This is a genomic window from Rahnella sp. CJA17(1/100) (assembly GCF_963881615.1).
Lineage (GTDB): Bacteria > Pseudomonadota > Gammaproteobacteria > Enterobacterales > Enterobacteriaceae > Rahnella > Rahnella aceris.
The window spans coordinates 314800-340648 of sequence record NZ_CAWOJA010000055.1 but is presented as its reverse complement, the minus strand read 5'-3'; the positions used below and the strand labels follow the sequence as shown (position 1 = coordinate 340648).

General features: G+C 50.9%; 19 protein-coding genes and 3 tRNA genes. 7 read left to right on the top strand and 15 right to left on the bottom strand.

Going from position 1 to position 25849, the window contains the following annotated elements; genetic code table 11:
- Position 1: 1 nt before the first annotated feature.
- The 4 genes from AACU55_RS20550 to AACU55_RS20535 form a co-directional block, all read right to left on the bottom strand.
- On the bottom strand, positions 2–3613 hold the full coding sequence (locus AACU55_RS20550) for an AAA domain-containing protein (RefSeq protein WP_134706005.1): 3612 nt from the start codon (positions 3611–3613) through the stop codon (positions 2–4).
- A gap of 132 nt (positions 3614–3745) precedes the next feature.
- A complete protein-coding gene (locus AACU55_RS20545) occupies positions 3746–4243 on the bottom strand; it encodes an OmpA family protein (RefSeq protein WP_013577133.1) in 498 nt (165 codons plus the stop codon).
- 15 nt (positions 4244–4258) lie between these two features.
- Positions 4259–5539: a diguanylate cyclase domain-containing protein gene (locus tag AACU55_RS20540; RefSeq protein WP_037033512.1), complete on the bottom strand. Its 1281-nt coding sequence runs from the start codon at positions 5537–5539 to the stop codon at positions 4259–4261.
- 2 nt (positions 5540–5541) lie between these two features.
- Positions 5542–6129: a YfiR family protein gene (locus AACU55_RS20535; protein WP_228389031.1), complete on the bottom strand. Its 588-nt coding sequence runs from the start codon at positions 6127–6129 to the stop codon at positions 5542–5544.
- Positions 6130–6716: 587 nt separating this feature from the next.
- Between AACU55_RS20535 and AACU55_RS20530 the strand changes: the two genes are divergently transcribed.
- The 3 genes from AACU55_RS20530 (at position 6717) to AACU55_RS20520 (ending at position 11269) form a co-directional block, all read left to right on the top strand.
- Positions 6717–8000, top strand: a complete 1284-nt coding sequence (locus tag AACU55_RS20530) for an HAAAP family serine/threonine permease (protein WP_134706003.1) — start codon at positions 6717–6719, stop codon at positions 7998–8000.
- 103 nt (positions 8001–8103) lie between these two features.
- Positions 8104–9471 (top strand): L-serine ammonia-lyase, encoded by a 1368-nt coding sequence (locus AACU55_RS20525; RefSeq protein WP_037033510.1) that lies wholly within the window; start codon positions 8104–8106, stop codon positions 9469–9471.
- 145 nt (positions 9472–9616) lie between these two features.
- Entirely contained in the window at positions 9617–11269 is a 1653-nt protein-coding gene (locus AACU55_RS20520) for a dihydroxyacetone kinase subunit DhaK (RefSeq protein ID WP_037033509.1), read from the top strand.
- 67 nt (positions 11270–11336) lie between these two features.
- Here the strand turns inward: AACU55_RS20520 and AACU55_RS20515 are convergent, their stop codons facing one another.
- Positions 11337–12068 carry a hypothetical protein gene (locus AACU55_RS20515; protein WP_037033508.1) on the bottom strand — a complete coding sequence of 244 codons (732 nt, stop codon included), beginning with the start codon at positions 12066–12068 and terminating at the stop codon, positions 11337–11339.
- A gap of 259 nt (positions 12069–12327) precedes the next feature.
- On the opposite strand from AACU55_RS20515, the gene AACU55_RS20510 reads away from it, so the two are divergent.
- Positions 12328–14502 carry a YgiQ family radical SAM protein gene (locus AACU55_RS20510; RefSeq protein ID WP_134706002.1) on the top strand — a complete coding sequence of 725 codons (2175 nt, stop codon included), beginning with the start codon at positions 12328–12330 and terminating at the stop codon, positions 14500–14502.
- On the opposite strand, the gene rhaM is transcribed toward AACU55_RS20510, so the two are convergent.
- From rhaM to rhaB, 5 genes are all read right to left on the bottom strand, one after another.
- The gene (gene rhaM / locus AACU55_RS20505) at positions 14477–14791 is read right to left on the bottom strand and encodes an L-rhamnose mutarotase (protein WP_013577125.1); all 315 of its coding nucleotides are present in this window, start codon (positions 14789–14791) and stop codon (positions 14477–14479) included. The two genes, AACU55_RS20510 and rhaM, sit on opposite strands and share 26 nt — an antisense overlap.
- 228 nt (positions 14792–15019) lie before the next feature.
- Positions 15020–16168 (bottom strand): lactaldehyde reductase, encoded by a 1149-nt coding sequence (fucO, locus tag AACU55_RS20500; protein ID WP_112198611.1) that lies wholly within the window; start codon positions 16166–16168, stop codon positions 15020–15022.
- A 136-nt stretch (positions 16169–16304) separates the two neighbouring features.
- A complete protein-coding gene (gene rhaD / locus AACU55_RS20495) occupies positions 16305–17129 on the bottom strand; it encodes a rhamnulose-1-phosphate aldolase (RefSeq protein ID WP_013577123.1) in 825 nt (274 codons plus the stop codon).
- A 52-nt stretch (positions 17130–17181) separates the two neighbouring features.
- On the bottom strand, positions 17182–18438 hold the full coding sequence (locus AACU55_RS20490; RefSeq protein WP_013577122.1) for an L-rhamnose isomerase: 1257 nt from the start codon (positions 18436–18438) through the stop codon (positions 17182–17184).
- Positions 18435–19919 carry a rhamnulokinase gene (gene rhaB / locus AACU55_RS20485; RefSeq protein ID WP_134706001.1) on the bottom strand — a complete coding sequence of 495 codons (1485 nt, stop codon included), beginning with the start codon at positions 19917–19919 and terminating at the stop codon, positions 18435–18437. The genes AACU55_RS20490 and rhaB overlap by 4 nt, the downstream gene beginning before the upstream one ends.
- A 340-nt stretch (positions 19920–20259) precedes the next feature.
- Here rhaB and rhaS point away from each other — a divergent pair, with 340 nt between their 5' ends.
- Positions 20260–21087, top strand: a complete 828-nt coding sequence (rhaS, locus tag AACU55_RS20480; protein ID WP_013577120.1) for an HTH-type transcriptional activator RhaS — start codon at positions 20260–20262, stop codon at positions 21085–21087.
- Between the two features lie 83 nt (positions 21088–21170).
- Complete coding sequence (gene rhaR / locus AACU55_RS20475; protein WP_037033503.1) at positions 21171–22043, top strand: HTH-type transcriptional activator RhaR; 873 nt, start codon at positions 21171–21173, stop codon at positions 22041–22043.
- A gap of 28 nt (positions 22044–22071) precedes the next feature.
- Here the strand turns inward: rhaR and rhaT are convergent, their stop codons facing one another.
- Together rhaT and AACU55_RS20465 are read right to left on the bottom strand one after the other, a co-directional pair.
- Positions 22072–23106 (bottom strand): L-rhamnose/proton symporter RhaT, encoded by a 1035-nt coding sequence (gene rhaT, locus AACU55_RS20470; RefSeq protein ID WP_013577118.1) that lies wholly within the window; start codon positions 23104–23106, stop codon positions 22072–22074.
- A gap of 600 nt (positions 23107–23706) precedes the next feature.
- Positions 23707–24801 (bottom strand): GGDEF domain-containing protein, encoded by a 1095-nt coding sequence (locus AACU55_RS20465; RefSeq protein WP_134706013.1) that lies wholly within the window; start codon positions 24799–24801, stop codon positions 23707–23709.
- A gap of 303 nt (positions 24802–25104) precedes the next feature.
- On the opposite strand from AACU55_RS20465, the gene AACU55_RS20460 reads away from it, so the two are divergent.
- Positions 25105–25389, top strand: coding sequence for a DUF1435 domain-containing protein (locus AACU55_RS20460; protein ID WP_013577116.1), 285 nt, complete (start codon positions 25105–25107; stop codon positions 25387–25389).
- Between the two features lie 115 nt (positions 25390–25504).
- On the opposite strand, the gene AACU55_RS20455 is transcribed toward AACU55_RS20460, so the two are convergent.
- The 3 genes from AACU55_RS20455 to AACU55_RS20445 all read right to left on the bottom strand — a co-directional run bounded on the left by AACU55_RS20455 (position 25505) and on the right by AACU55_RS20445 (position 25845).
- Positions 25505–25591: transfer RNA gene (locus AACU55_RS20455), tRNA-Leu, on the bottom strand.
- 46 nt (positions 25592–25637) lie between these two features.
- Positions 25638–25723, bottom strand: a tRNA-Leu gene (locus AACU55_RS20450).
- A gap of 36 nt (positions 25724–25759) precedes the next feature.
- Positions 25760–25845 (bottom strand) — tRNA-Leu (locus AACU55_RS20445).
- Between the last annotated feature and the right edge of the window lie 4 nt (positions 25846–25849).

The following is a 25849-nucleotide window of genomic DNA, read 5'->3' as shown; positions in this document are numbered from 1 at the left end:
GTCAAAGCAGAGAATCTTTCTGTGCCAGAACAAAAGCCGGATCCCGTAATTTAACGCTGACCTCTCTGCGAATGTTTTGGCTGAGATTGCCCTGAAGGCGACAAATCTGGTGATAGCCGTGTGATAACCAATTCCAGCTTCCCACCAGCGCATATTGGTTATCCACCAGCAGCAGTTTTTCGTGAGTGCCTTCGTTTATCCGGATCACGTTTTCTCTGCCAAGGGACTGAACATATTGCTCAATCAGCACAGGATCCCCGTCCCGCTCAAAACCATATTTCGCATGATCGTAACCATAGTAGACTTTGACATCGATTCCCCGCTGACGCGCCTCAGTTAACAAACTGAGCTGAGGGTTTTCACCTTCGCGGTTAAAACGAAGCCAGGGCGATACAACAATCAACTCCTGCTGACATTGTTGAGTGGCGGTATGGAAAGCATCAATATGCTCACAATCCCGGTAATAGGTTTCCACAGCCGGGCTCTGGCTCAGTTCGCTAAACTTAGGGTGCTGGCTTCCCAGTTCAAGAATGAAATCATTAGCACATACTTCAGCCAGCGTTTTCAGATACCGGCCCGCCGCAATCAGACGATCATAATTACCCACCACAATAAATTGTTGTTTGGCCCGGGAAACCGCGACGTTGAGCAGGTTGGGCTTATTGTTCTGGAACTTGTCGTTGTCTCGGGGCGAGTGGATCACCGGACTGTAAATGATGACTTCAAACCCGGTTCCCTGGAATTGATGAACCGAACCAATTCGCAGGGAATCATAGTGCCCCAGGCGGTTACCCATTTTTTGGATCAGCAGGTTCTTCTGATTGGCATAAGGGGTGATAATGCCGACATCTTTCGTCAGGTCATAGCCGGCGCTTTCCAGCTTCGTCAGCAGGTCATCAATCGCTTCAACCTCGTCCAGATTGGTATTTGCAGCGGGACCCTTTTTGCCCTCCACGCTGTAAAACATCAAATGGTGACTGTCCATCGCAGTAAAGGCATTGGCAACCGCTTCAGAAGGCGGTGCGGTTTCTACAGAAATGCCCTCATAACCGGCAAGCTGAGTAAACAAGGCGGCAATCGGTGGCTGGCAGCGCCGATGCTCATCAAGCACGATGCCGTTACCGATGTCATTGACCGAGCCTGAGGATGTTCCCGCTGCACGGTGATAGGCAGTGACTAACATCGGCGACATGCGATCATAAAGCAGGTCGTCATCGCCGAAGTGTTGTTCCCGTAGCTGATTTTGCACCCCTTCCGACAAGGTTCTGATGGGCTCGATTTGTGCGGGGTCACCCACAATAATGGCCTGCTCACTGCGGCTCAGCAGAGGAACCAGCGTTTCGACTGACACCATGCCCGCCTCATCACATAACGTCAGATGGTAAGGTTTTACTTTCTCGAAATCCCCGAGGTTTTCATAACCGGCCGGTTTATACGCTGAGGCTAATGTTGTGGCGATGACCGGATAAGCCAGTGAAAGCAAGCGGTAAAACTCTTCCTGACGGGCATTTCTGTAAGTGAAGTAATGAGGCGAACGGGTGCGGGTTAATAAATCTCTCCACACGGTCAGGACTTCCGTAAGCTCGGTTTTCCGGGTTAACTGCTCCTGCCACAGGAATGCGACGGCATCTTCAAACATGGCGCGGTGTTGTCGGATAAAACGTAACCTCAGGATATCCGGCCAGTCCCCCTCCGGATAATCTTGTGCGAAGGCGCGCGCCCTCTCTTTGGTCTCTAAAATATGGCGTTCCAGAACCTGTAAACGGCTCAGTTGCTCATGCAGATTTTTCAGTTTCGGGATCCTGTCTGCCTCCGGCTCGTGACCTTGCAATATCTGCAGTTGGGCTAAATCCTCTTTTTTATTCATCAGTTCGCGACTGTAATGCAGTAAATCGGCCATTTGCTGATGAGATAAATCATTGAGGCCTAATGCCGTGAACTCCGTGAGATTCATGGCCTGGGCTTTTTCACGTCGGGCATTTCGTTTTCCAGAGAAAAAGCGCGTCAGGAAAGCGGTGATACCTGAACGGGGATAATCACCGTAAATATCTTCGAGCAAATCCGGAAGGGTTCCCTGCATAAACCGGGTGAGTGCCGTCAGATCAAAACTGACTGGCCAGACTGAAAGCCAGTACCGGGCGCGGATATTGGCCTGTTCCCAGGCTTCCAGTTTTTGCGCATGATTCTTTTGTTCATCACGAAGAAAATGGGCAACAGCGGTGAGATGGACAGCGTTAAATGAAGTGACCGGGATCCCGACAGACTCCGCCTGCAGAGCAAAAGCGTCTTGCTCACTTTTCAGGATCGCGTCGAGATCATGCAACCGGGTCGTCGGGTCACCGCACGCAGAGATGGCCTGCTGAAGCTCATTTTTCCTGGCGTGATAGCGCGTATAACAGTGGTTAATCATTTCCCGGTTATGGCACAGACGTTGTTCAGCTGCTTCGCGCGCAGGGGCATCGGCAGAATGCTGCTCATACGTTTTTAACAGCTTATCGATGCGCATGACTTCAGACTGGACTTTTTCTTTTGAACCGGCCTGGAAATACAACCAGTCGAGACCTTTTACAACATCATCATCGCGTAAATCATCAATGACATTTTCTACCGCTTTAATGGCGGTCGAGGTGATGAGCATGCCCAGATTACGATCATTACCGTCAATAATAGCTAAGGCGCGCTCAACCAATTTTTGCGCAATTAACGATTTGAATAACGTGGTTTTACCGGTTCCCGGTGCGCCCTGAACCGCCACGAGGGGCAAGTTTTTCTGAACCGATTGTAATGCCTGCATCTGCCCGCGCCCCAAAGGGTATTTTTTCTCAAATAACCCCAACGTGACCACTTTATTTATTTCTTCATTATTGAGTGGCTCATCCTGCTGACATAAATATTGTTGCAGCAAAGGAAAGGCGGAAAGGTCATTACGGGACGTTAAACAGGTGAAGTCTTTACCGTCGCGCTGCGTATTAAAGTCTTCATTATGCAATTCACAGATCAGGGCATTGAATCCCGTTTCCAGTCTGGCATTTCGCCATTTTGCACCCACCAGTTTCTGTTCAATCCACGTCTTCAGACCTGCAAATGCCCCCAGGAATGAATCATATTTTTGTTCATTCAAGGCGCTGATCAGGCTCATCATATGGCGGTTTTCGCCCAGCTCACTGATATCAAATCCCAGTAATTCTTTGAATGCGGACAACAGCGGGGAAACGCGGGTGCCATCCTTCACCGGGATTAAAACAGTTTGCTGGCCTTCCTGTATGAATAATTCAGGATTCAGCTGAAAGGAAAATAAAGGGAGGTATTTCGTGGTTTGTTTGTTATTGCTGAACTCACTGTAGCGGATGATCGGGAAAAGGAAATGTACCGGTGTTGTACTTTCTACTTTACCTTTCTTGTCATACTTAATGTATTTTTGTTTCAGAAGCTGAAGGGTATTAGACGAAAGCGTAATACGTATCCCGTCATCATCATCACGAACGTTGTGTTCAGTAAGATATATTTGCTGGTATTCATGAAGGTTGTCAGCCGGGATTTTACTTTTTTCCATGCCGCTGTATTTGATATATTCCTGCCAGGCCTTCAATACTTTTAATGATGTATCTTCCATGCTGAAAACTGTCCTGAAAATGAGCTAATGATGGGCTATTGCACCAGAATCAATAGGATAGTGAGAGGGGGATTAAAGAATAATACGCCTCAGCGTTGAGGCGTACCAGTCTGTTACTCAATTCAGTGTTATTTACACCACAATAATCACAGACACGCGACGGTTCTGGGCGCGTCCGGCCTGGGTTTTATTGCTGGCGACCGGCTGGCTCTGCCCTAATCCGCGGGTATGGATATTGGCGCGTGGCATTCCGGCATCGGCAAAGGCGGCGGCAACGGTGTTGGCGCGGCGCAGAGACAGATCGTTGTTGTAACCGGCGTCGCCGTAGTTGTCGGTATGGCCGTCGAGATTGACTTTATTCAGCCCGACATGCAGCAGTTCACTGGCCAGTTTTTCCACCGACTGCTTACTTTCTGTCGAAAGCGTCGCCTGATTATTGCCAAACAGCACTTTGGCATCCAGCCCGAGTTCCCAGCCTTCGGCTGTCTGCGAGAAGCCGTTTTTTTGCAGTACGGCGATCTGTTCCGGCGTTAATCCCGCCGGTTTGGTCTGACAGGCGGCCAGCAGCAGAATGCACAGCCCCATTGCGGCGAACTGAAACCAGGTCTTGAAAGTGTTGCAGGTATTCATTGTCATTAATTCCTTTTAGTCTTTCATCACGACAGGAAGCGGCATGCCTGAAGAAACATGCCAGCAACTGCCGGAAATTTTTTTCGAGCGGTACATGGCCTCATCGGCCTTATCCAGTAACTCTTTCGCGTTAGTGGCCTGAGAAGGCGACAGCGCGATACCGATACTGAGAGAAACATCCAGCGTCTTGTTATTGAGCAGGATGACAGGGGTTTTCATGATTTCAACAATGCGTTCGGCAAAAGCCACGGCCTCTGCGGTGGAAACCATCGGTTCAAGCAAGATGGCAAATTCATCACCGCCCAGACGCGCCAGCACATCGCCTTTTCGCAGCGTTTTCGCCAGCCGTTCACCAATCACCATCAGCACGCGGTCTCCGGCAGCATGACCGAGTGAGTCATTGATCTCTTTAAAGTTATCGACATCAATAAACAGCAACGCCAGTGACAGCGCCGGGCGCATCGGGTTAAAGCATTGATTAAGCGTATCAATGAAAAACGCGCGATTATGCAGGCCGGTCAATCCATCATGCAATGCTTTTTGGGTCAGTGAGACGTTCTCGTTGCGCATATGGTTTTCCCAGGCTTCCAGCTCCGTCAGCAGGCTGTTGAAGTCCTGGCTCAGCGTGTGCAGCTCGGCAATCGGCGCAGAAGGGACACGCAGGCTGAACGAACGGTTAGCGCTGACGTCATGAGTGACGCGCGTAATGTGGCCGAGAGCATCGACAATACCTTTTTGCATCCGGCGGGAAAAATACAGCGCCACCAGCGCCGTCAGTACCAGACAGCCGATCAGGCTAAGCACCGTTTCCAGCAGGAAACCCGCCAGGGTTCCGCCATTACCGGCGAGCCAGACGGTACCGATGAGCGAACCGGAATGATTCACCGGCATCGTGACAGGCTCCGGGAAAGCCAGGTGGCCGACGAACTGCCCGAGCTTGTCCCAGTTGCTGTTCACCGGCCGCTGCCATTCAGTGAACGTTGCACCGGCAGGGGTCAGAATTTTAGCCTGCGTGAAATCGCCGCGTTTAGCGATGAATTCCAGCGACTCGTGCGCGGCGGCAGGATCATTAAACACCAGCGCCGCTTCGGTGGTGTAGCTGATAGCGCGTGCGGTCAGTTGCAGATTATTTTCGGCATGCGAACGCAGGGCGATCAGGGCCAGCAAGATCAGTAAAAAACCGGCAAGGCCAATCGCGGTCAAAATCACAATCACATGGATTCTGTTCAGTGCGGCATTCAGCGTCGGGCGCTGGCGCGGCTGTTCTGTGTCAGGAACAGGAATTTTATTTTCCATGGTTACTCCTTTTCCCTGGCAAGTTGTAATACGGCGGGATTAACCCGCACACCGCTGCGGGACAGCGTGTCCAGATTCAGTTTGAATCCGGTGTGAAGGGGCGTGATCACCAGACAAAAAGCGTTCAGTAATCCGCAGGTCTCGTCTTCTTCGCTGATCGTTAAAATGGCATGGCCTTCCAGGCGCTGATGTAAATCGTTTTGCTGCTCAGCCGTTGTTCTGCCGGAATAAATGGCATCGCACTGCGCGGTCAGCAGCGGGCTGTCAAAAGGCAACGTCATCACTTTGAGCGGTCTGCCGGCAAAAGCGCTGCCATCGGGCGTGAGTAGCGCCGCGTATTTAACTGGCTGAATGATGCAAAGTGTTAAAGAAGACGAGGTCGTTTTGTCGGGCCAGCGCGAATAACTGAGGATACCGTTAACGGTCTGGGCGACGGCGGCGTCGGGTGACGTCTCGCTGGTTTCTGCGATAACCGGTTTTAACGGAGCGATCAGAAGCACCATCAGCAGGGCGAAGCCATACGCAGCCTTAAAAAAATGGCCGACACGTATCTTCACTAACAGGTAAAAAGGTGATCGGGCTTTTTCCATGGCGTCACTCTGTGTTTCTTCCGGTTGAAATTGTTTCACCGGAATAAGAATAACTTTATCGGCATGATTTCTGAAAGCGTCAATAAAAAGTTTTTCACCCCGCAACAACACGCATCTTGTGTAGAATTTTTTACAGAAACCAGGAACACAGCGAATACTGAAGAGAATCTAATGAATGTTTAGGTTAATGTGCGTGGTTGATTTTTGAGCAGCGATAAGAGAGGCGGCGTCGATAAATAATACACATTGGTGTTATTTCAACCGTTATTAAAATAATAGTCACGGTCATAACAAAATATGACAAAAAATAAATGTTACCGTAATCACCGTTTGATGAATTTAAATTGCAGGAAATGTTAATAGATTGGAATTTAAAGGAATAATAGACGGCGTTTTAGCTATATTCGTGACCATGATCTCAAAGCCACACCGTTAGTCAGATTTTTATGCTGCTGATAGGTATCATGCCCGCATTAATGGTATGTTTTAACCGTCAGGGTGGTTTTTTCGATGACGGGTGCAGTAAAAAAACATCAACCATTCCTGGGGAAAACGGAATTATTTTTATAATTAGGTGCTGAGGAATCATGGATAATACAACAATCGGGACGCTGTCTGAAAAATCAATAAGTTCCTGGCGTAAAACTGACACCATGTGGATGTTAGGTTTATATGGAACGGCAATTGGTGCGGGTGTTCTTTTTCTTCCTATTAATGCCGGTATTGGCGGATTAATTCCGTTAATTATTATGGCGATTCTCGCCTTCCCAATGACTTTTTTCGCTCACCGCGGATTAACCCGTTTTGTTTTATCGGGTAAAAATGCCGGTGAAGATATTACGGAAGTCGTGGAAGAACATTTTGGTATTACGGCCGGTAAATTAATTACGCTGCTGTATTTCTTCGCCATTTATCCTATTTTGCTGGTTTACAGCGTGGCGATCACTAATACGGTTGAGAGTTTTATTACTCACCAGATGCATATGAATGCGCCACCGCGTGCGTTGCTGTCACTGATCCTGATCCTCGGATTAATGACACTGGTGCATTTTGGTCAGGATATGATCGTGAAAGCGATGAGTATTCTGGTATTCCCGTTTGTGACGGTGCTGATGGCGCTGGCGCTTTACCTTATTCCTAACTGGAATATGTCCGTGTTTACAAACGCCTCGCTTTCCGGTAACGGCGTAGGTCACGGTATGCTGATGACGCTGTGGCTGGTGATCCCGGTGATGGTGTTCTCGTTCAACCACTCGCCTATTATCTCCTCTTTTGCAGTGGCAAAACGCAAAGAATACGGTGATGGCGCTGAGAAAAAATGTTCGCGCATTCTGGCATTTAGCCACATCATGATGGTGATCACGGTGATGTTCTTTGTCTTCAGCTGCGTCCTGAGCCTGTCTCCGGCCGACCTGATGGAAGCCAAATCGCAAAACGTGTCTATTCTGTCTTATTTAGCGAACCACTTCTCTAACCCGGTCATTGAATATATCGCGCCATTTATTGCCTTTATTGCCATTACTAAATCTTTCCTCGGCCATTATCTGGGCGCACGCGAAGGTTTTAACGGCATGGTGATTAAATCTTTGCGCAGTAAAGGCAAGAAAATTGCCCTGCCAACGCTGAACCGTTATACCGGTATCTTCATGTTATTAACCACCTGGTTAGTGGCAACCCTGAATCCAAGTATTCTGGGCATGATCGAAACGCTGGGCGGTCCGATTATTGCGATGCTGTTATTCCTGATGCCAATGTATGCCATCCGTAAAGTTCCGGCGATGAAAAAATACAGCGGTCATATCAGTAATGTCTTCGTTTCTGTAATGGGTCTGATTGCGATGTCAGCCATTGTATTCAGCCTGATGGGTTAATGATTAAAGCTTCTGAAATAAAGTGAGCGGGAATATCCCGCTCCTTTCTCTCCCGTTTTTCTGTTTATTCCGCCCGTAAATAATTTCACTTGGAGTACCCACCGTGATCAGCGTCTTCGATATTTTCAAAATTGGTATTGGTCCTTCCAGTTCGCATACTGTTGGCCCGATGAAAGCCGGGAAAATATTCACTGATGAGCTTATCTCTTCAGGCCATATAACCCAAACGACCCGCGTGGCGGTTGATGTTTACGGATCATTATCATTAACCGGTAAAGGTCACCATACTGATCTGGCCATTATCATGGGGCTGGCGGGGAATATGCCGGATGATGTGGATATCGATGCGATCCCGGCGTTTATCCGTGAGGTAGAAAATACCGGACGTCTGATGCTGGGCAAGGGCGCAAAAGAAGTGGATTTCCCGGCCAGTTCAGGCATGAATTTCCATTCCGGTAATCTGCCGTTGCATGAAAACGGCATGACAATCAGTGCGTTCAGCGGCGATGAACTGCTCTATACCCAAACCTATTACTCTATCGGCGGTGGCTTTATTGTCGAAGCCAGCAAATTTGGTATGCAGGATGAAAATCCGGTGGTGCGCCCGTATCCGTTCCGTTCGGCCAGCGATTTGCAAAAACACTGTACGGACACCGGCCTGTCGTTGTCGGCACTGATGCTGCAAAACGAACTGGCGGGACACACACGCACAGAAATCAGTGATCACTTTGCGGCCATCTGGAATGTGATGAGCGAAGGCATTACGCGCGGCATTCATACCGAAGGCTTGCTGCCGGGACCGATGAAAATCAACCGCCGTGCCGCCGCGCTGCGCCGCATTCTGGTGACGCAGGATAAGAACAATGTCGATCCGATGGGCGTTGTTGACTGGATCAACATGTACGCGATGGCGGTTAACGAAGAAAATGCGGCAGGCGGGCGAGTGGTCACTGCGCCGACCAACGGCGCGTGTGGCATCATTCCTGCCGTGCTGACGTATTACGATCAGTTTATCCGCCCGATCAGCCCTGATTCGTACAGCCGCTTCTTCCTGGCTTCCGGCGCGGTCGGTATTCTGTTCAAAATGAACGCTTCGATTTCCGGTGCGGAAGTGGGGTGTCAGGGCGAAGTGGGCGTGGCCTGTTCTATGGCGGCGGCAGGTCTGACCGAACTGCTGGGCGGCAGCACCGCGCAGGTGTTTATGGCGGCAGAAATCGCGATGGAACATCACCTCGGGCTGACTTGTGATCCGCTGGCCGGACAGGTTCAGGTGCCATGCATCGAGCGTAACGCCATTTCGGCCGTGAAAGCCGTTAATGCGTCGCGTATGGCATTACGCCGCACCAGCGAACCGCGTGTGTGCCTCGATAAAGTCATCGAAACCATGTACGAAACCGGCAAGGACATGAACTCGAAATACCGTGAAACCTCGACAGGCGGTTTGGCTATCAAGGTTCTCGCCTGCAATTGATTTCTTTTCTCATCATTTCCTAAAAGGCGGGAAACCGCCTTTCCCGCCCCCTTCGTTACTTTTCCCTGTGTTATGTTTTGGGTTATCTATACTGCGTAGAAGCTCTTTTTTTCACCTGGAAAACAGTTAAAAGGAAAGGTCCGGTATGTCTAAATTCTTTATGAATGACCGCAAGACTCTGATTAACGATGTTATTGAAGGGGTGATCCTGACCTCTCCCTACAAAAACCTGGCAAAACTGGACATTGATCCGGCAATCCGCGTTGTCGTGCGGCGTGACTGGGATAAGAAAAAGGTTGCGCTGATTTCAGGCGGTGGCTCGGGTCATGAACCGGCGCACGTGGGGTTTGTCGGCAAAGGCATGCTCACGGCGGCAGTGTGTGGCGAAGTGTTTGCTTCTCCGAGCGTGGACGCCGTGCTGAACGCGATTGTGGCGGTCACCGGCAAAGCGGGCTGTCTGCTGATCGTCAAAAACTACACCGGCGACCGTCTGAACTTTGGTCTGGCCGCTGAGAAAGCAAAAGGCTTAGGCTATAACGTCGAGCTGGTGATGGTCTCCGACGACATTTCCCTGCCGGAAAACAAGCAGCCGCGCGGCATCGCCGGTACGGCGCTGGTGCATAAAATTGCCGGTTACGCGGCTGAGCAGGGCAAATCCCTGAAAGATGTCACCAAAATCGCCCTGCAGGCGATTGATGCGACCGCCAGTATTGGTGTCGCGGCGGCGGGGTGCAGCCTGCCGGGAGGCGGTGAAGATGAAGAAGAGCAACGTATCGAATCGGGCCACGTTGAGCTGGGATTAGGTATTCACGGCGAACCGGGTGTGTCGACCATGAAAACCCAGAACAGCAAAAAAGTGGTGGATACGCTGGTCGGCAAGCTTGCGGAACATGTGAAGAAAAGCGACAAGCTGGCGGTGCTGATCAATAACCTCGGCGGCGTCTCTCCGCTCGAAATGAATCAGATCACCAAAGAACTGGTGCATTCTGCGCTCGGCAGTTCGATCCGTTATCTGATTGGCCCGGCATCGCTGGTCAGTGCGCTGGATATGAAAGGGTTCTCGCTCTCGGTGATTGCCCTTAAAGGCGGCATTGAGGAAGCCTTGCTGGCAGAAGTGGAAGCCTCCGGCTGGCAGCCTCTGGTGAAGCTTGAGAAACTGGCGACCAAAAAAGGCAAGAAAATCAGCGATAAGAAAACGGTAAAAGCCTCGTCCAATGCGCAGGTTGGCAAAATCGTTGAAACCATTACTCAGACACTTTCTGATCTGGAAGACGAGCTGAATAAACTCGATGCCAAAGTCGGTGACGGCGATACCGGTTCGACGTTTGCCACCGGCGCGCGCGATATCCAGAAAGAAAACAAAGGCAAAAGATTACCGCTGAATAATGTGGCCGATCTTCTGGGCGTTGTCGGCGATCGTCTGGCGACCGTCATGGGCGGATCCAGCGGCGTGCTGATGTCGATCTTCTTTACCGCCGCCGGTAAGAAAGTCGGTGAGGGTGAGAAGTTGCCGAAAGCGTTGCTGTCCGGTCTCGAACGCATGAAGCATTACGGCGGGGCAGATCTCGGGGATCGCACGATGATCGACGCACTGCAACCGGCGCTGGAAGCCCTTGGCAAAAAAGATGCGCTGAAAGGGGCGGCTAAAGCGGCAGCCAAAGGGGCCAAAGACACGGCCAGCATGAAGAAAGCCAATGCGGGGCGCTCTTCTTATCTCAGCAGCAACAGCCTGAAAGGGGTGAAAGATCCCGGCGCAGTGGCCGTTGAAAAAGTGTTTGAGGCGCTGGCGAAAAAATAAGATTGAGGTCAGCAAAAAAGAAAGGCCTGCGGGAAACCGGCAGGCCTTTTTTATGGCAATGAAAACGTCAGGTAATCGCATTGGGATCAATCAGCGAATAAAGCTTTTTATCATGGATCCGCTGTGAAATTTTGTACTGATTTTGTTCATAAATAACGAACTTGCCGATACGGATCGCTTCACGGGAATCCCTGTTAGCAAAATGGTCGTAAACACCGCCGGGATATTTCCCCTTCAGGCCACGGTTAGACCATTTATTCATTTTCATTTTCCACTCAAGAGAATAATGCGCCAGAGGGCAGACGATCTTTGCCCACGGATCGCAAATCAGTGCGTTCTCAAGGATTTTGCCGTTGTTATGTACAGGCTGGGTGCCGACTAATACCAGGCAATGGTCGACCGGACGCGTAATGAAGATGCTGATCACTTTTAATGGCGTACCAGCGAGCTTTTCCCATTTTTGAATGTTTTCACTGATATAACAAAATGCGACGCGGGCATTTTCGCCGCAGTTGCCCGCATTTTCTTTCCCGTTGCGATAATCTTCTTCAACTTTCCGGTAAAGCTGCTGGGAGGAAAGATTGAGCTTTCGCAGACCCCGCACCATGGCACCCCGATCCCTGTCGCCGCCCAGTGAATGCAGCCGGTATTTTTTAGGATCCGATATCATCAGACCATCAATCATTCTTTTATCCGGATAAAACTTATTGGCAGATTTCAGCGACAGTCGTGAACGCGTAAACAGCATGGCTTCGGTAAGCTTGGGTAAGAGTAATTTCTGGAAACGTTTATTATCCATAACGCTATTTTTCCTTTAAAACCTGATTCAGCAATGGACTATTTGAGCACTCTTTATTGCCGGTATAAAGGAAATGACTTCTTAAGAAATACTGGATCTGCTGAGACCCTCCGCGCCGGAGCAGCCTGGATATAATACGGCGCTCAGTCAGAAAACATAATTTGATCTAAAACAATTTTAAGCGATTTGCTCACCCGCCGCAGTTTCCGTCCCCGTATAATTTGCGGCCAATTATTTGCCGCCGAACGAAGACCTTACTATGCCAGTCAGCCTGATCCAACCTGATCGCACCCTGTTTTCTTACCCACGTTACTGGGCCGAATGCTACGGCACTGCGCCGTTTTTCCCGATGACCCGGGAGGAAATGGATAAACTTGGCTGGGACAGTTGTGATGTGATCGTGGTGACCGGCGATGCGTATGTTGACCATCCGAGTTTCGGCATGGCGATCATCGGCCGCATGCTGGAAGCGCAAGGGTTTCGCGTCGGGATCATCGCGCAGCCGGACTGGACCAGCAAAGAAGATTTCATGCGGCTCGGGAAGCCGAATCTGTTTTACGGCGTGACTGCCGGCAATATGGATTCGATGATCAACCGTTATACCGCCGACCGTAAATTACGCCACGACGATGCCTATACGCCGGGTAACGTGGGTGGAAAACGTCCGGATCGCGCGACGCTGGTTTACACCCAGCGCTGTAAAGAAGCCTACAGCGATGTACCGGTTTTGCTCGGCGGTATCGAAGCCAGCCTGCGACGTATCGCACATTACGATTACTGGTCCGATACCGTGCGGCGCTCGGTACTGGTGGATTCCAAAGCTGACATGCTGATTTATGGCAACGGCGAAAGGCCGCTGGTGGAAGTGGCGCACCGTCTGGCGGCGGGCGAATCCATTACTGATATTCATGATGTGCGTAACACTGCCGTGATGCGCAAAACGGCGCTTATCGGCTGGAGCGGTGTGGATTCCACGCGGCTCGATAAGCCGGGGCGGATTGAGCCGATCATGAATCCGTACGGTGAGGATTTGCCGTGCTCGGAAGGAGAGTTGCCTGCGCCGGATGCCCCGCAACCGGTAACGGTGCGCGCGCCAAAGCCGAAACCGTGGGAGAAAACCTACGTTCTGTTGCCATCATTTGAAAAAGTGAAGGGCGATAAAGTGCTTTACGCGCATACCTCGCGCATTCTGCATCACGAAACCAATCCTGGCTGTGCGCGTGCCCTGATGCAAAAACACGGTGACCGCTATGTGTGGATCAACCCACCGGCGATCCCGCTGTCGACCGAAGAAATGGACGAAGTGTTTGGCCTGCCGTTCCAGCGCGTACCGCACCCGTCTTACGGCAAAGCGACAATTCCGGCATATGACATGATCCGTTTCTCGATCAATATTATGCGTGGCTGTTACGGCGGTTGTGCGTTTTGTTCGATCACCGAGCATGAAGGGCGGATCATTCAGAGCCGCTCGGAAGCGTCGATTGTCCGCGAAATAGAAGAGATCCGCGACAATGTACCGGGATTCACCGGTGTGATTTCCGATCTGGGTGGCCCGACCGCCAACATGTATATGCTGCGCTGTCAGTCGCCGAAAGCGGAACAAAGTTGCCGCCGTGCGTCCTGTGTGTATCCGGAAATCTGTACGCACATGGACACTAACCATGAACCGACGATCAACCTTTACCGCCGTACGCGCAGCCTGAAGGGCATCAAGAAAATACTGATCGCCTCGGGCGTACGTTACGATCTGGCGGTAGAAGATCCGCGTTATATCAAAGAGCTGGCCGAACATCACGTGGGGGGATATCTGAAGATCGCGCCGGAACATACTGAAGCCGGACCGCTGTCCAAAATGATGAAGCCTGGAATGGGCAGTTATTACCGCTTCAAGGAGCTGTTTGACAGCTATTCCAAACAGGCCGGAAAAGAGCAATATCTGATCCCGTACTTTATCTCCGCACATCCGGGGACACGTACTGAAGACATGATCAACCTGGCGCTGTGGCTGAAGAAAAATCGCTTCCGGCTGGATCAGGTGCAGAACTTTTATCCGTCGCCGCTCGCCAGCGCCACCACCATGTATTACAGCGGCAAGAATCCGCTTGGCAAAGTGGATTACAAAAGCGAAGACGTGGTAGTGCCGAAAGGCGATCGCCAGCGCCGGTTGCATAAAGCCTTGCTGCGCTATCACGATCCGGTGAACTGGCCGGTGATCCGCGAGGCGCTGACCGCGATGGGCATGCGCCGTCTGATTGGCATCCGGCCTGATTGTCTGGTGCCGCCGGACGGTTTTGATCCAAAGTTTGCGGCGTCAGTTTCAGGCAAAGCGAAACCGGCCACCACGCGTTTTACCGCCTCAAAAGCGCAAAATCCGTCTGCCGGAAAAGGAAAACCCGCTGGTCAGCGGGTTAATCGAGGTAAAAGACCGGTTTAAGATCGTTACTGACCGGGCTGTTATCGGCATTGGCAGGCATTACGTCTGCCATATGCTTCCACCATTTCTGGCAGATCTCCGTTTTTGCTACCGCGTTCCATCTTTCTTCTGATTCTATTTCCACATAGCCAAACAGCAGATTACGTTTTTCATCAAGAAAAATGCTGTAGTGATGCGCGCCGTGGGCTTTCAGGGTTTCCGCCAGTTCCGGCCAGATTGGCGAATGACGGCGCTGATATTCATCGTGTGCATTCGCATTAACCTGCATCACGAAGGATTTACGGATCATGTTTTTCTCCGGTTAGATTATCGGGGGGTAGAGGGAAAGCTCCTCCCCCTGCGAAGGGGGAGGCAGGGAGGGGGTTTTAAAGATAAACGCCTCGTCAAAGTACACTTCAACACATTAGCTTTTATTTAATACCCCACCCCACCCCAACCCTCCCCTTCGCAGGGGAGGGAGCAGACCGAGCTGTTTTCGTGTTTGCTTTCGCTCTCCCCTTAGGAGGGAGCAAAGAAACTACATTGCTTTCAGATACAACTCGCGCACTTCTTCACGAGTTGCGGTGCGCGGATTGCACGGTGCGCACGGATCAGCGAGGGCTTTGTCCAGCCAGCCTTCGATATCGCTTTCCTTAATCCCCAGCTCTTTGAAACCGGAAGGAATACCCACGCGGGTGGACAATTTTCGGATAGCGTCAATGGCCGCAATACTGGCCTGTGTTTCGCTGATACCTTGCGTATGTACGCCCATCGCGCGGGCGATATCGGCAAAGCGGTGAGGTGCACTGGCGCGGTTAAACTCTTCGACAACCGGCAGCAAGATGGCATTACAGACGCCGTGCGGCAGATTATGTGTCGCGCCCGGCTGATGCGCCAGTGCGTGAACCAGCCCCAAACCTGCGCTGTTAAATGCCATACCGGCCAGATATTGTCCCTGCGCCATTTTCTCGCGGGCTTCAATATCATCGCCGTGATCGACTGCTTTTGGCAGCCATTGCGTGATAGTTGAAATCGCGGCGAGCGCGGTCGGATCGGTCAGAGGATGTGCGCCGACAGAAACATAGGCTTCGATGGCGTGAGTTAGCGCATCCATGCCGGTCGCAGCGGTGACACTGGCCGGGATTTTGAGCATAACCGCCGGGTCATCCACTGCAATATCCGGGATCAGATTGGCGTCGATGATCACTTCTTTCACCTGACGCTGGCTGTCGATGATCACCGCATTGCTGGTGAGTTCTGCGGCTGTGCCCGCTGTGGTATTAATCGCCACCAGGAAGACACCCGGTTTGGTAACTTTGCCGACACCGGAATACATTGTGGCGGGCCCCGGATTGGCGGTCAGAATTTTGATGCCTTTTGCGGTATCAATCGGGCTGCCGCCGCCGAAAGCGATCAGGTAATCGCACTGGTTTTCCTGATACAAACGGAAACCTTCATCAACGTGAGCAGAGGTTGGATTGGGTACCACGCCGCCGTAAATAGCGTAAGGCAGTCCGGCCTGTTTAAGGGCGGAGAATAAACTGTCGAGCAGACCCAGTTCGATTAACTGGCCATCGGTAACGATAAGCGCTTTGCCGTGTTGCTTAGTCGCCAGCATCGCAACCATATCTTCGATTGCGCCCTGACCGTGGAGGCTGATTTTAGGAAGTGCCAACATGAAACTCATAAAAATTCCCTCTATAGAGTAAGTAAAATAGGTGTTCTGTTGTGCGCTGCTCCGCGGTCTTTGCCATTTCCTGCTACGGGAAACATCCACTGTTCCCCGTGCAGGATTTATGAAGTCTGGAGCATAAAGTGCCTGATCAGGCTTTCAGTGCGGCCTCGAAAGGTGTGACGTCAAAACGTTTGCCAAGCGCGATCAGTTCATCGGTCTGGATGGTTTGTTTCATTCCACCCATAGAAATCACTTTCACCAGGATCTCCGCCGATTTTTCAGCGGTGTCGATCAGGCCAAAAGCGTCATCCAGCGTCGGGCCGCAACCGAAGATACCGTGGAATGCCCACAACACCAGGCTGTGATGTTGCATCCGGTCGGAAGTGGCTGCGCCGATACCATCGGTACCCGGCACCATCCACGGTACAATCCCCACGCCGTCGGGGAAGACCACCAGACATTCTGTGCTGCATTCCCACAACTTGCGGGTGATCTTGGCGCTGTCGAGCTCAAGCACGTACGTCAGTGCGATCAGGTTGGTCGCATGGCAATGCATGATCACGCGATCCTGACCGTTGGTGACACGTTTACGCACAGCGTGAGATTGCAGATGTGAGGCCAGTTCAGAGGTTGGCAGACCGCCGGCGGTCAGACCCCACAGGATTTTGTAGCTGGCGCCTTTGTCATCGAGCTGAATAACGGTCAGCGCTTCTGACGGGGCTAATTGCACGTTACGGAAAAACTTACCGGAACCGGTCACGATGAAGTATTCGTTGGCCAGATCAGGCGCATGCTGAGTCAGTTCAACCTGGCGCGGCTGGTCGTAAAAATCATTTTTATAAGGTGCGACGTCTTCCGGTAACAGGCGCATGCTGACGTTGCCGCCGTTACGCTCATCCCAGCCTTTCAGCCACATATCGGTGGTCGCTTTGACCATGCCTTGCACAAACCACGAGCTAAATAATGTTTTCATCGGTTCTTTCCTGCGAATAAGGTGAATGCGTTTTTGTTGCGTTCGGCGGCAATTAACGTTTTGCCAGCACGCTGGTTTCGTAATGACGGACGGTATCCAGCCACTGACCGCCAACCGGTACGTCGTGACGCTGACAATACATGTCCCACACGGCCTGCCATGGCAGGGATTTTTGCTCTTCCAGCAGAGCCAGACGTGCGGTGTAATCGCCTTCGGCTTCAAGTTTTTTCAGTAAATCGGTCGGTTCGAGCAGGGCTTTCAGCAGGGCTTTTTTCATGTTGCGGGTGCCGATAACCCAGGCAGCGATGCGGTTGATCGAGGCATCGAAGAAATCCAGACCGATATGAACGCGGTTGAACAGGTCATGGCGCACGATTTCGCTGGCGATGGCCTGCGTTTCGTCGTCCAGCAGAACTACGTGGTCACTGTCCCAGCGTACCGGACGGCTGACGTGCAGCAGCAGGCGCGGCACATACAGCATCGCAGCAGAAATTTTGTCGGAGATCACTTCAGTTGGGTGGAAGTGGCCGGCATCGAGGCACAGCGCAGTGCCGCGGCTGGCAGCGTAACCGAGATAGAATTCGTTTGAGCCGACGGTGTAGCTTTCAGAACCGATGCCGAACAGTTTGCTTTCAACGGCATCGATGTGTTCGGTGATATCAAACTTCTCAGAAATCACTTCATCAAGTGCGCTCATCAGGCGCTGGCGCGGTGCCAGACGATCGACGGTGATGTCTTTCATGCCATCCGGCACCCAGATATTCATCACTGACGGCGTGCCCAGTGCGCGGCCAAATGAGGCGGAGACACGGCGGCTGGCCTGACAATGTTCAATCCAGAACTGGCGAATTTCCGGGTTTGCGTGTGACAGCGTGAAGCCGTCGGCGCTCAGCGGGTGTGAGAAACAAGACGGGTTGAAGTCCAGACCCAGCTTGTTTTTCTTCGCCCAGTCAACCCAGCCGGTGAAGTGCTTAGGTTCAATCTCATTACGGGCAACGGGCTTATCGGACTCCAGATAAATCGCATGCAGATTCAGCCGGTTAGGTCCAGGGATCATGGAGATCGCCAGTTCTAAGTCAGCACGAAGCTGCTGAGCGTTGCGCGCTTTGCCGGGATAATTACCGGTCGCCTGAATACCGCCGGTCAGGTTGCCCTCAGGGTTTTCGAAGCCAGCGACATCATCCCCCTGCCAGCAATGGATAGAAACGGGCAGGGTATCAAGTTGTTTGATTGCAGCTTCGGCATCAATACCCAACTGTGCAAAGCGTTCTTTGGCAAGTGTCCATGCTTGATCGATAGATGAAGTCATACTGCGAGTTCCTCATTGACGTGACAGAGCGCCTGAAAACGGCGCCAGTGAATAGCGAAATCCGCGTGAATACGTGGAATGTAGTGGTGTTGCTCAAAATTCGTGGCAACAATGCGACGAAATTCAGCGGTATCTTTGACGGCGTTTAACGCCATCAGCTGGCAGCCGATATTGCCAAGCGTTGAAGCTTCCACCGGGCCTGCGCTGACGCTGACCTGACAGACATCAGCACAAAGCTGATTCAGGAACTGGTTCTGACTGCCGCCGCCAACGATGTGGATATCTTCCAGCGGTGTCCCTTGTAAATCAGCAAGTTGCAAGGCGATTTTGCGATACAACATGGCAAGGCTGTCGAAAATACAACGCGCCAGTTCAGCTGGCGATTCTGGCACCGGATCACCCGCCTGACGACAGGCATCGCGAATGGCCTCCACCATAGAGGGGGGATTGATAAAACGATCTTCGTTCGGGTTAATCAGATAAGTGAACGGCGGGACGTTTTTAGCCAGCGTGATTAATGACGGTAAATCCTGGATGTTCAGTTCGCGGCAAACCCGCTGGAACAGCCATAAACCCATGATATTGCGCAACACCCGATAGCTGCCGTCGATACCGCCTTCGTTGGTGATATTGTCGTGGAGTGCCTGGGCATGGTTAAAAGCGTGCGGGCTTTCAATGCCCATCAGCGACCAGGTGCCGGAACTGAGATAGGCGCTGTGTGAACTGGTCAGCGGGGCGGCAACCACCGCGCTGGCGGTATCGTGCGTTGCGACGCTGAATACCGGTACGCTGCGTCCGCGAGGGCTTTTCCACAGTCCCGGGGAGTTACCCGGCTGTGTAGGTTTTTGCAACCAGCGGCGCGGCACACCTGCAAGTTTCAGCAAATCTTCATCCCAGTCACCGGTGGCGAGATTGAGCATCTGTGTGGTGCTGGCGTTGGTGTATTCCCAGTTCAGTTTTCCGGTGAGGCGATAAAGGAAATAATCCGGGATCATCAGCATGTGGGCTGCTTTACTGACGATTTCAGGCTGTTGTTCGCTCAGCGCGCGCAACTGGTAAAGTGTGTTAAACGGCATGAACTGAATGCCGGTTTTCTGGTACAAATTCTCGCGGCCAAACTGCTGTTCCATCCGCGCCATCACGCCTTCCGTGCGGTTGTCACGATAAGCAACCGGCAAGCCGACCCGCTGCCCCTGTGCATCAAGCAGGACATAATCCACTCCCCAGGTATCAATCCCGATACCGTCAAGCTGAACGCCGGACGCGTCGAGGCGATTCAGCCCTTCAAGTATGTGTTTCTCCAGCGCATCAAGGTCCCAGGTATCGTGGCCATCAACGCGGATCAGATTATTAGGAAAACGGTGGATTTCTTTCAGTGTCAGCGTCGCTGCCGGATCGGGATCCTGACGGGTAAACGTCGCCAGCATCACCCGGCCGCTGGAAGCGCCGAGGTCAATAGCGGCAAGATGGTGTGTTCTCATAGCGGCCATTCCTTATTGAATATGTGGCCAGTGTAGGGGAGGTGCCTGAGGGACACCTTCCGGTGATTGCCACCGGTTTTGGCGGGATGGCAGCATTAAAAAGGTAGATGCGAGGCAGATCACATAACGGTTCAAAGCTGACTGAAACAGGGTTTTGCCGCGCCGGAGTAAACCGGAATACGCGATTGTGATCTTTGCCGCAGATCTGCATCACGACAGGCTGAATCTTTGAAATATGACCGTTTATGGCGCTTTTGCTGCCGTGGTTTGAAGGCAAAAACGCAGGGCGCAGGGTAGGGTTGGTTCCCGAAGCACAAGGATTTTGAACCGGAGGTGATACATGACGTTACTGAGAGGTGATGATTATTTTGCGGCACCTGAGCTGACTGTGACGGTTGAGCGGCGGCTTCCGCAAGATGTATTCCCGGAGCACTACCATGATTTCCACGAAATTATGCTGGTGGAAAGCGGATCGGGTGTGCATATCTTCAATGACAACCCTTATACACTGACGGCCGGTACGGTCTGTTTCGTGCGCGCCAGCGATCATCATCTGTTTGAAAATGTTGATAACCTGCGGCTGACCAATGTGCTGTTCCGCTCGCCGAAGGCGTTCCGGTTCATTCAGGACGTCGGCCACTTCCTTCCTCAGGAACATCACTATCAGTCACAGGTCCACTGGCAGCTCAGTCCGTGCGTGCTTCAGCAGGTACTGAACTGCATCACACAGCTTGCAGCGTTGCCTGACAGTGTTGAAATGGAACACATCGCGACCCGTGAAAGTCTGTTTTTACAACTGCTGATCCTGCTTTATCAGGACTGTTTCCAGTCACAATTGCGAGATACCTCGGAAAACAGGGTCAATCAACTTTTGCAATGGCTCCAGTCGCATTACAGTGAGGACGTCAACTGGACCGAGGCTGCAGAACGTTTTTCGCTGGCGCTGAGAACATTACATCGTCAGATGAAGCATTACACCGGCATGACGCCACAGCGGTATCTCAACCGCCTGAGGTTGCTGGAGGCGCGCCGTCGTTTACATCATAGCGATCAAAGTATTACCGACATCGCCTATGCCTGCGGCTTCAGTGACAGTAACCACTTCTCGACACAGTTTCGTCGGGAGTTTTCGGTGTCGCCAAAACTCATGCGTGATCAGTTGCGTTAAACGGCACCTCTCGCGGTTTCCGGTATTCTTACCTGAGAACTGCCTCGTTTATTTTGTCGTCAAACGGGTTTGAGATTGCATCTATGTCATTGAAATTGAATAAAAATGACTTCTTCCTGACCAAAATGAATTCGGTCGTGGTGGCTGAACGTCACCCGCAGGCCGACTTTCCGAGTCATGACCATGATTTTGATGAACTGGTCATTGTCTGGCGCGGTAATGGTCTGCATGTCTGGAACGACATCCCTTATCCCATCACCTGTGGTGACTTGTTTTATATTAATTCGCGGGACCGGCATAGCTATGAGTCAGTCAATGAACTGGCACTGGATAATGTGCTGTTTTGCCGTGAGCGTTTCGGGCTGGCAGCCGACTGGTCGCAATTATTACCGGGCGAAAATGTCAGCCAGGAACAGCGTTACTGGCGTTTAAGTACGCTTGGCATGGCGGTTTTGCGCGATAAAGTGGATGAGCTTGCTAAAGAGTGTATGAAATCGGAGCCGCTTTCGATCCAGCTGAGTGAAGCCCTGTTGATGCAACTGGCACTGTTGTTACTGCGTTTTCGTCAGCGGCCGGACAGTGGCGCGTTACCGGATGCGCATCAGCTGGATCTATTGCTGATGGCTCTGCGGGCAAATATCTCCGCCCCCTTCCATCTTGAAACGTTTTGTCTGCAACATCAGCTCAATCCGCGTGCTTTACGTTCGCTGTTCAAGCAGTACACCGGCATGAGCGTGACCCATTATTTACGTCAGTTGAGGCTTTGCCGGGCGATGAGTTTGCTGCGCTACGGCAACATGACGATCAGTGACGTGGCCGCTGAATGCGGCTTTGATGACAGTAACTATTTTTCTGTGGTGTTCAGTCGTGCAAGTGGTGTTTCGCCGCGGGACTACCGGCAGCGTTTTACACAGCAGACCGGCAAAATCCTTTTATCCTCAATGACAGCAGAATAAGTTCTGCTGTCATTGAGAAACGTAATGCTTACAGTGCCATACCCAGACCGACAATATTTGCGGCCAGAATAATCACCAGCGCACCGATACAAAGAACGCGTACTGGTTTTTTGCCTACCCCGAGCCATTCTTTCAGCACCAGACCGACGATGCCTCCGCACAATACGTAGAAACTCATATGCAGCATCCAGCTCATGTAATCATATTCTGCAGGAATGCTGGCATGGCCCCAGGCGTAGAAGAAGAACTGCAGATACCACATCACGCCGCCAATAATGGAAAAGACCGCATTGGTGAGCAGCAGGGATTTCGCCACCGACATATCGGCGCGCAAAGAGATGGTTTTACGTGTTGCCAGACGGATAAAGCAGAAACCGAGGTTAACGACCGCACCGCCGCCCATAATCACCACATAACTTGGCAGGGCGACGTACAACGGATCAATCCCGAGTTCGCGTGCTGCTTCGTGCATTGGCACCGCAGCGCTCATGGCGAAAGACATCCCTGCGGAGAAAATCCCGCACATTACAGCCAGAATCAGCCCTTTTCGCAGATTGAACTCTTCAGCTTTAATGCCCAATGCTTTTTCTTTCAGGAAACCCGCATAGCTGACAATTGCCACACCGATGACCGCAACAAATACGCCGAGCAGGGTAAGCTGGCCACCTGTTGTGCCAAACAGCATGCCAATTTTGCCCTGTAAAACAGGCGTCATCAGCGTCCCGATAATCAGGGTAATGCCGATGGCGATGCCAATCCCCATCGACATACCGAGGTAGCGCATGGTCAGGCCGTAGTTGATGTTACCGATGCCCCACATGGCGCCAAACAGGAAAATGGGCAGCAGGGTCGCAAAACTGAATGAACCATAATAGGCCCAGAAATCAGGCAACAGCACGTAGCTGACCGCCCATGGCAAAATGATCCAGGAAAAGAAGCCGCCAAGCGACCACATGGTTTCCCATGACCAATGTTTAACTTGTTTGAATGGCGCATAGAAGCAAGCTGCGCTGGCTGCTCCTATCAGATGCCAGATAATCCCTAACACTATCGAACTGTTCATACACTGGACCTTTTATTATGTAGAGTGATGAGATAAACAAAAGCGCTGCTGTTAACTGATCCTTCAGAAACATGAGCAGCGGGTGGCGGTAGTGTAAGAAGTGTCCGGTAGTGGAGCCTTCCGGTCAGTGCCACAGAGAAATCAGCGCTGGCACTCGCCGGAAGATGAACATGAGTCAGTTCACAAATCCAGTAAGAGAATTAATAATTACATTAAATCAACAAACTAGAACATTTTTAGAGACTTTTTAGAGACAAAGGGATTGTGGTTGCAGAAGAGGTCGATAGCGGGTGGGAAATGGACTCAAGGTGTCTTTTAGGATTATTTTTATCTGTGCTTATTTCGTGGTGAAGCGGACGTGTGCAGGCATATTTAAGTAGATTTAAAAAGTTGAAAAGTAACAGGGAGTAGTAACATTCATTATAGTAAACAAGTTTCTTTACTTTCAGCCAGAACCATTAATCTGGCTGAAAGTTGAATGATTATGCAGTGAAAATGAATGACGGCTTTCTTTATGACGAACCGGTAAAACGCTGAACATTGTTCGCAAAAATTAATAACAATAAGTGTGTTGTTATTAATACTATATATAAATCATCGTCAGGCTATTTTTTCTTCCACGGCTTGCTGTATCTCCTGGGGCTCTTCCCAGGCATAAAATATTTTATTACGGCCGCTGTTTTTTGCGTTATAGAGTGAGGCATCGGCTTTACCTAAAGCCTTAATAAAGTCACCGTCCTCCAGCGCAGCCAGCCCGGCACTTACCGTGACGTGGGTGGAGACCTCAACATTAAACAAATGCGGGATATTCAGCCCGAGGACTTTATTCTGGATACGCTCTGCCATGCGAACCGCGTGTTCCTGTTTAACGTTGGACATCAGTACCAGAAACTCTTCTCCACCATAACGGACAACCACATCCCGCGAGCGCACTGCATCGCGGATAGCGGCAGAGACCCGCACCAATGCCTGATCGCCCATCGTGTGGCCATAGTTGTCGTTATAGGCTTTGAAATGGTCGATATCGAGCAGCATAACGTAGTGCCCTGAATCCTGATTGAACAGCGTTTCCAGCTTATTCTGCAAACCCCGGCGGTTGTAAAGACCGGTCAGCGGATCGAGCATACTCAGGTCGCTGAATTTTTCCCGTTCGCTGTAGAGATTGGACACCATTCTGCGCGTAAATTCATCGCTGCGTTTGAGCATCAGATGATGCAGCCAAAGGCCAATCAGCGGCAATGACACGGTAAATAAGATGCGCTCGACATGTTGAAAATCGTCTAAGAAGATGACGCAAAGAGTAGAAGGTACTGCATGCAGGCAAAAAGCCAGAAAATTATCTGATAAAGCGATGGCACTGATAAAGAATATACTGAGCAAGCTGACTAAAAGATAATTTTTATCCAGATGGCCGATTTCTTCAAAGCGTAAGGTTATTTGCCAGGCCCATAACAGCCCGACGGCGACTGAACACATATTAAGATGGGCAGAGTAATTTTTCTTACTGAAAAAAGAAAATATCAGCCCTGAAAAACAAAGCACAAAAATCAGCACCAACGGAAATGGCGTAGAGACTGCATTCTCTGGCGGGTAAGCCATAGAAAATAATGCAGTTGCACTATTTAAAAAAAAGAATAGCAACATCGCCAGCCGATGTTTGCTTTTAAGCAGCTCATCATAGGAATGAGATATCATCAAATTTACTCTATTTAGCGTGTGTTGTTCTGAATAGATAAAGTGTCTTATCGCCCTATACCGCGTAATTATTCCATGCAGGAAGGCTAATAGTTCTAATATGTAATTATTAGAACGCAATAAAATGTTGTTTTTATAGTGACTGTCTTAATTGAGGCTGTACTAATGTGGTTTAACTGCCACAAAACTAACACTTTTGCGGTCAGGTGTCACCCAAACGAAGGGTGGGACTGTAAATAGGTGGTAAATGAGAAAAAATCCTATATGATATTAGTTCTCATTACCATCATTTGGAGCAAGGTTATGATACCAGCAATGGCCATTGCATGTGGCATCTGGGCGGTTGTGTGGATGTTTGGCAAACGTCTTACCAGCGGTTGGGGCGTATTGTTGCCTTGCGCACTGATGCCGCTGCTTGCCCTGACGCATATGTCGCTCGATCAGTTACGTGTGCTGATAGTCGTTGCAATGCTGATCACGCTGGGCATGCTGTTCCACCGTACGTTGCGACACTATATGTTGCTGCCATCATTTATGGCGCTGGCAGGAAGTCTGGCTGCGGTAACGTTGAATTTTAGTTTGTTGTAATAAAAGGATTTTTTTAAGATGAAAAACAGGAAACACAGTAAAGCTGCGGGTCTTTTCTATTTTTTGAAACTGAAAGAAGTATTGCAGGAAGGAAAAACTGGGGAACAGAATCACGTGGTGCGAAGAGAGGGACTTGAACCCTCACGTCCGTAAGGACACTAACACCTGAAGCTAGCGCGTCTACCAATTCCGCCACCTTCGCACAGATGATTTCTGCTTACTGCTGGATTCGATTTATATCACCGGAGTGGTGCGAAGGGAGGGACTCGAACCCTCACATCCAAAGGACACTAACACCTGAAGCTAGCGCGTCTACCAATTCCGCCACCATCGCGTACCGTGCCGTGCAATATAAATCTTGTGATTGTATTGGTGCGAAGGGAGGGACTCGAACCCTCACATCCAAAGGACACTAACACCTGAAGCTAGCGCGTCTACCAATTCCGCCACCATCGCGTTC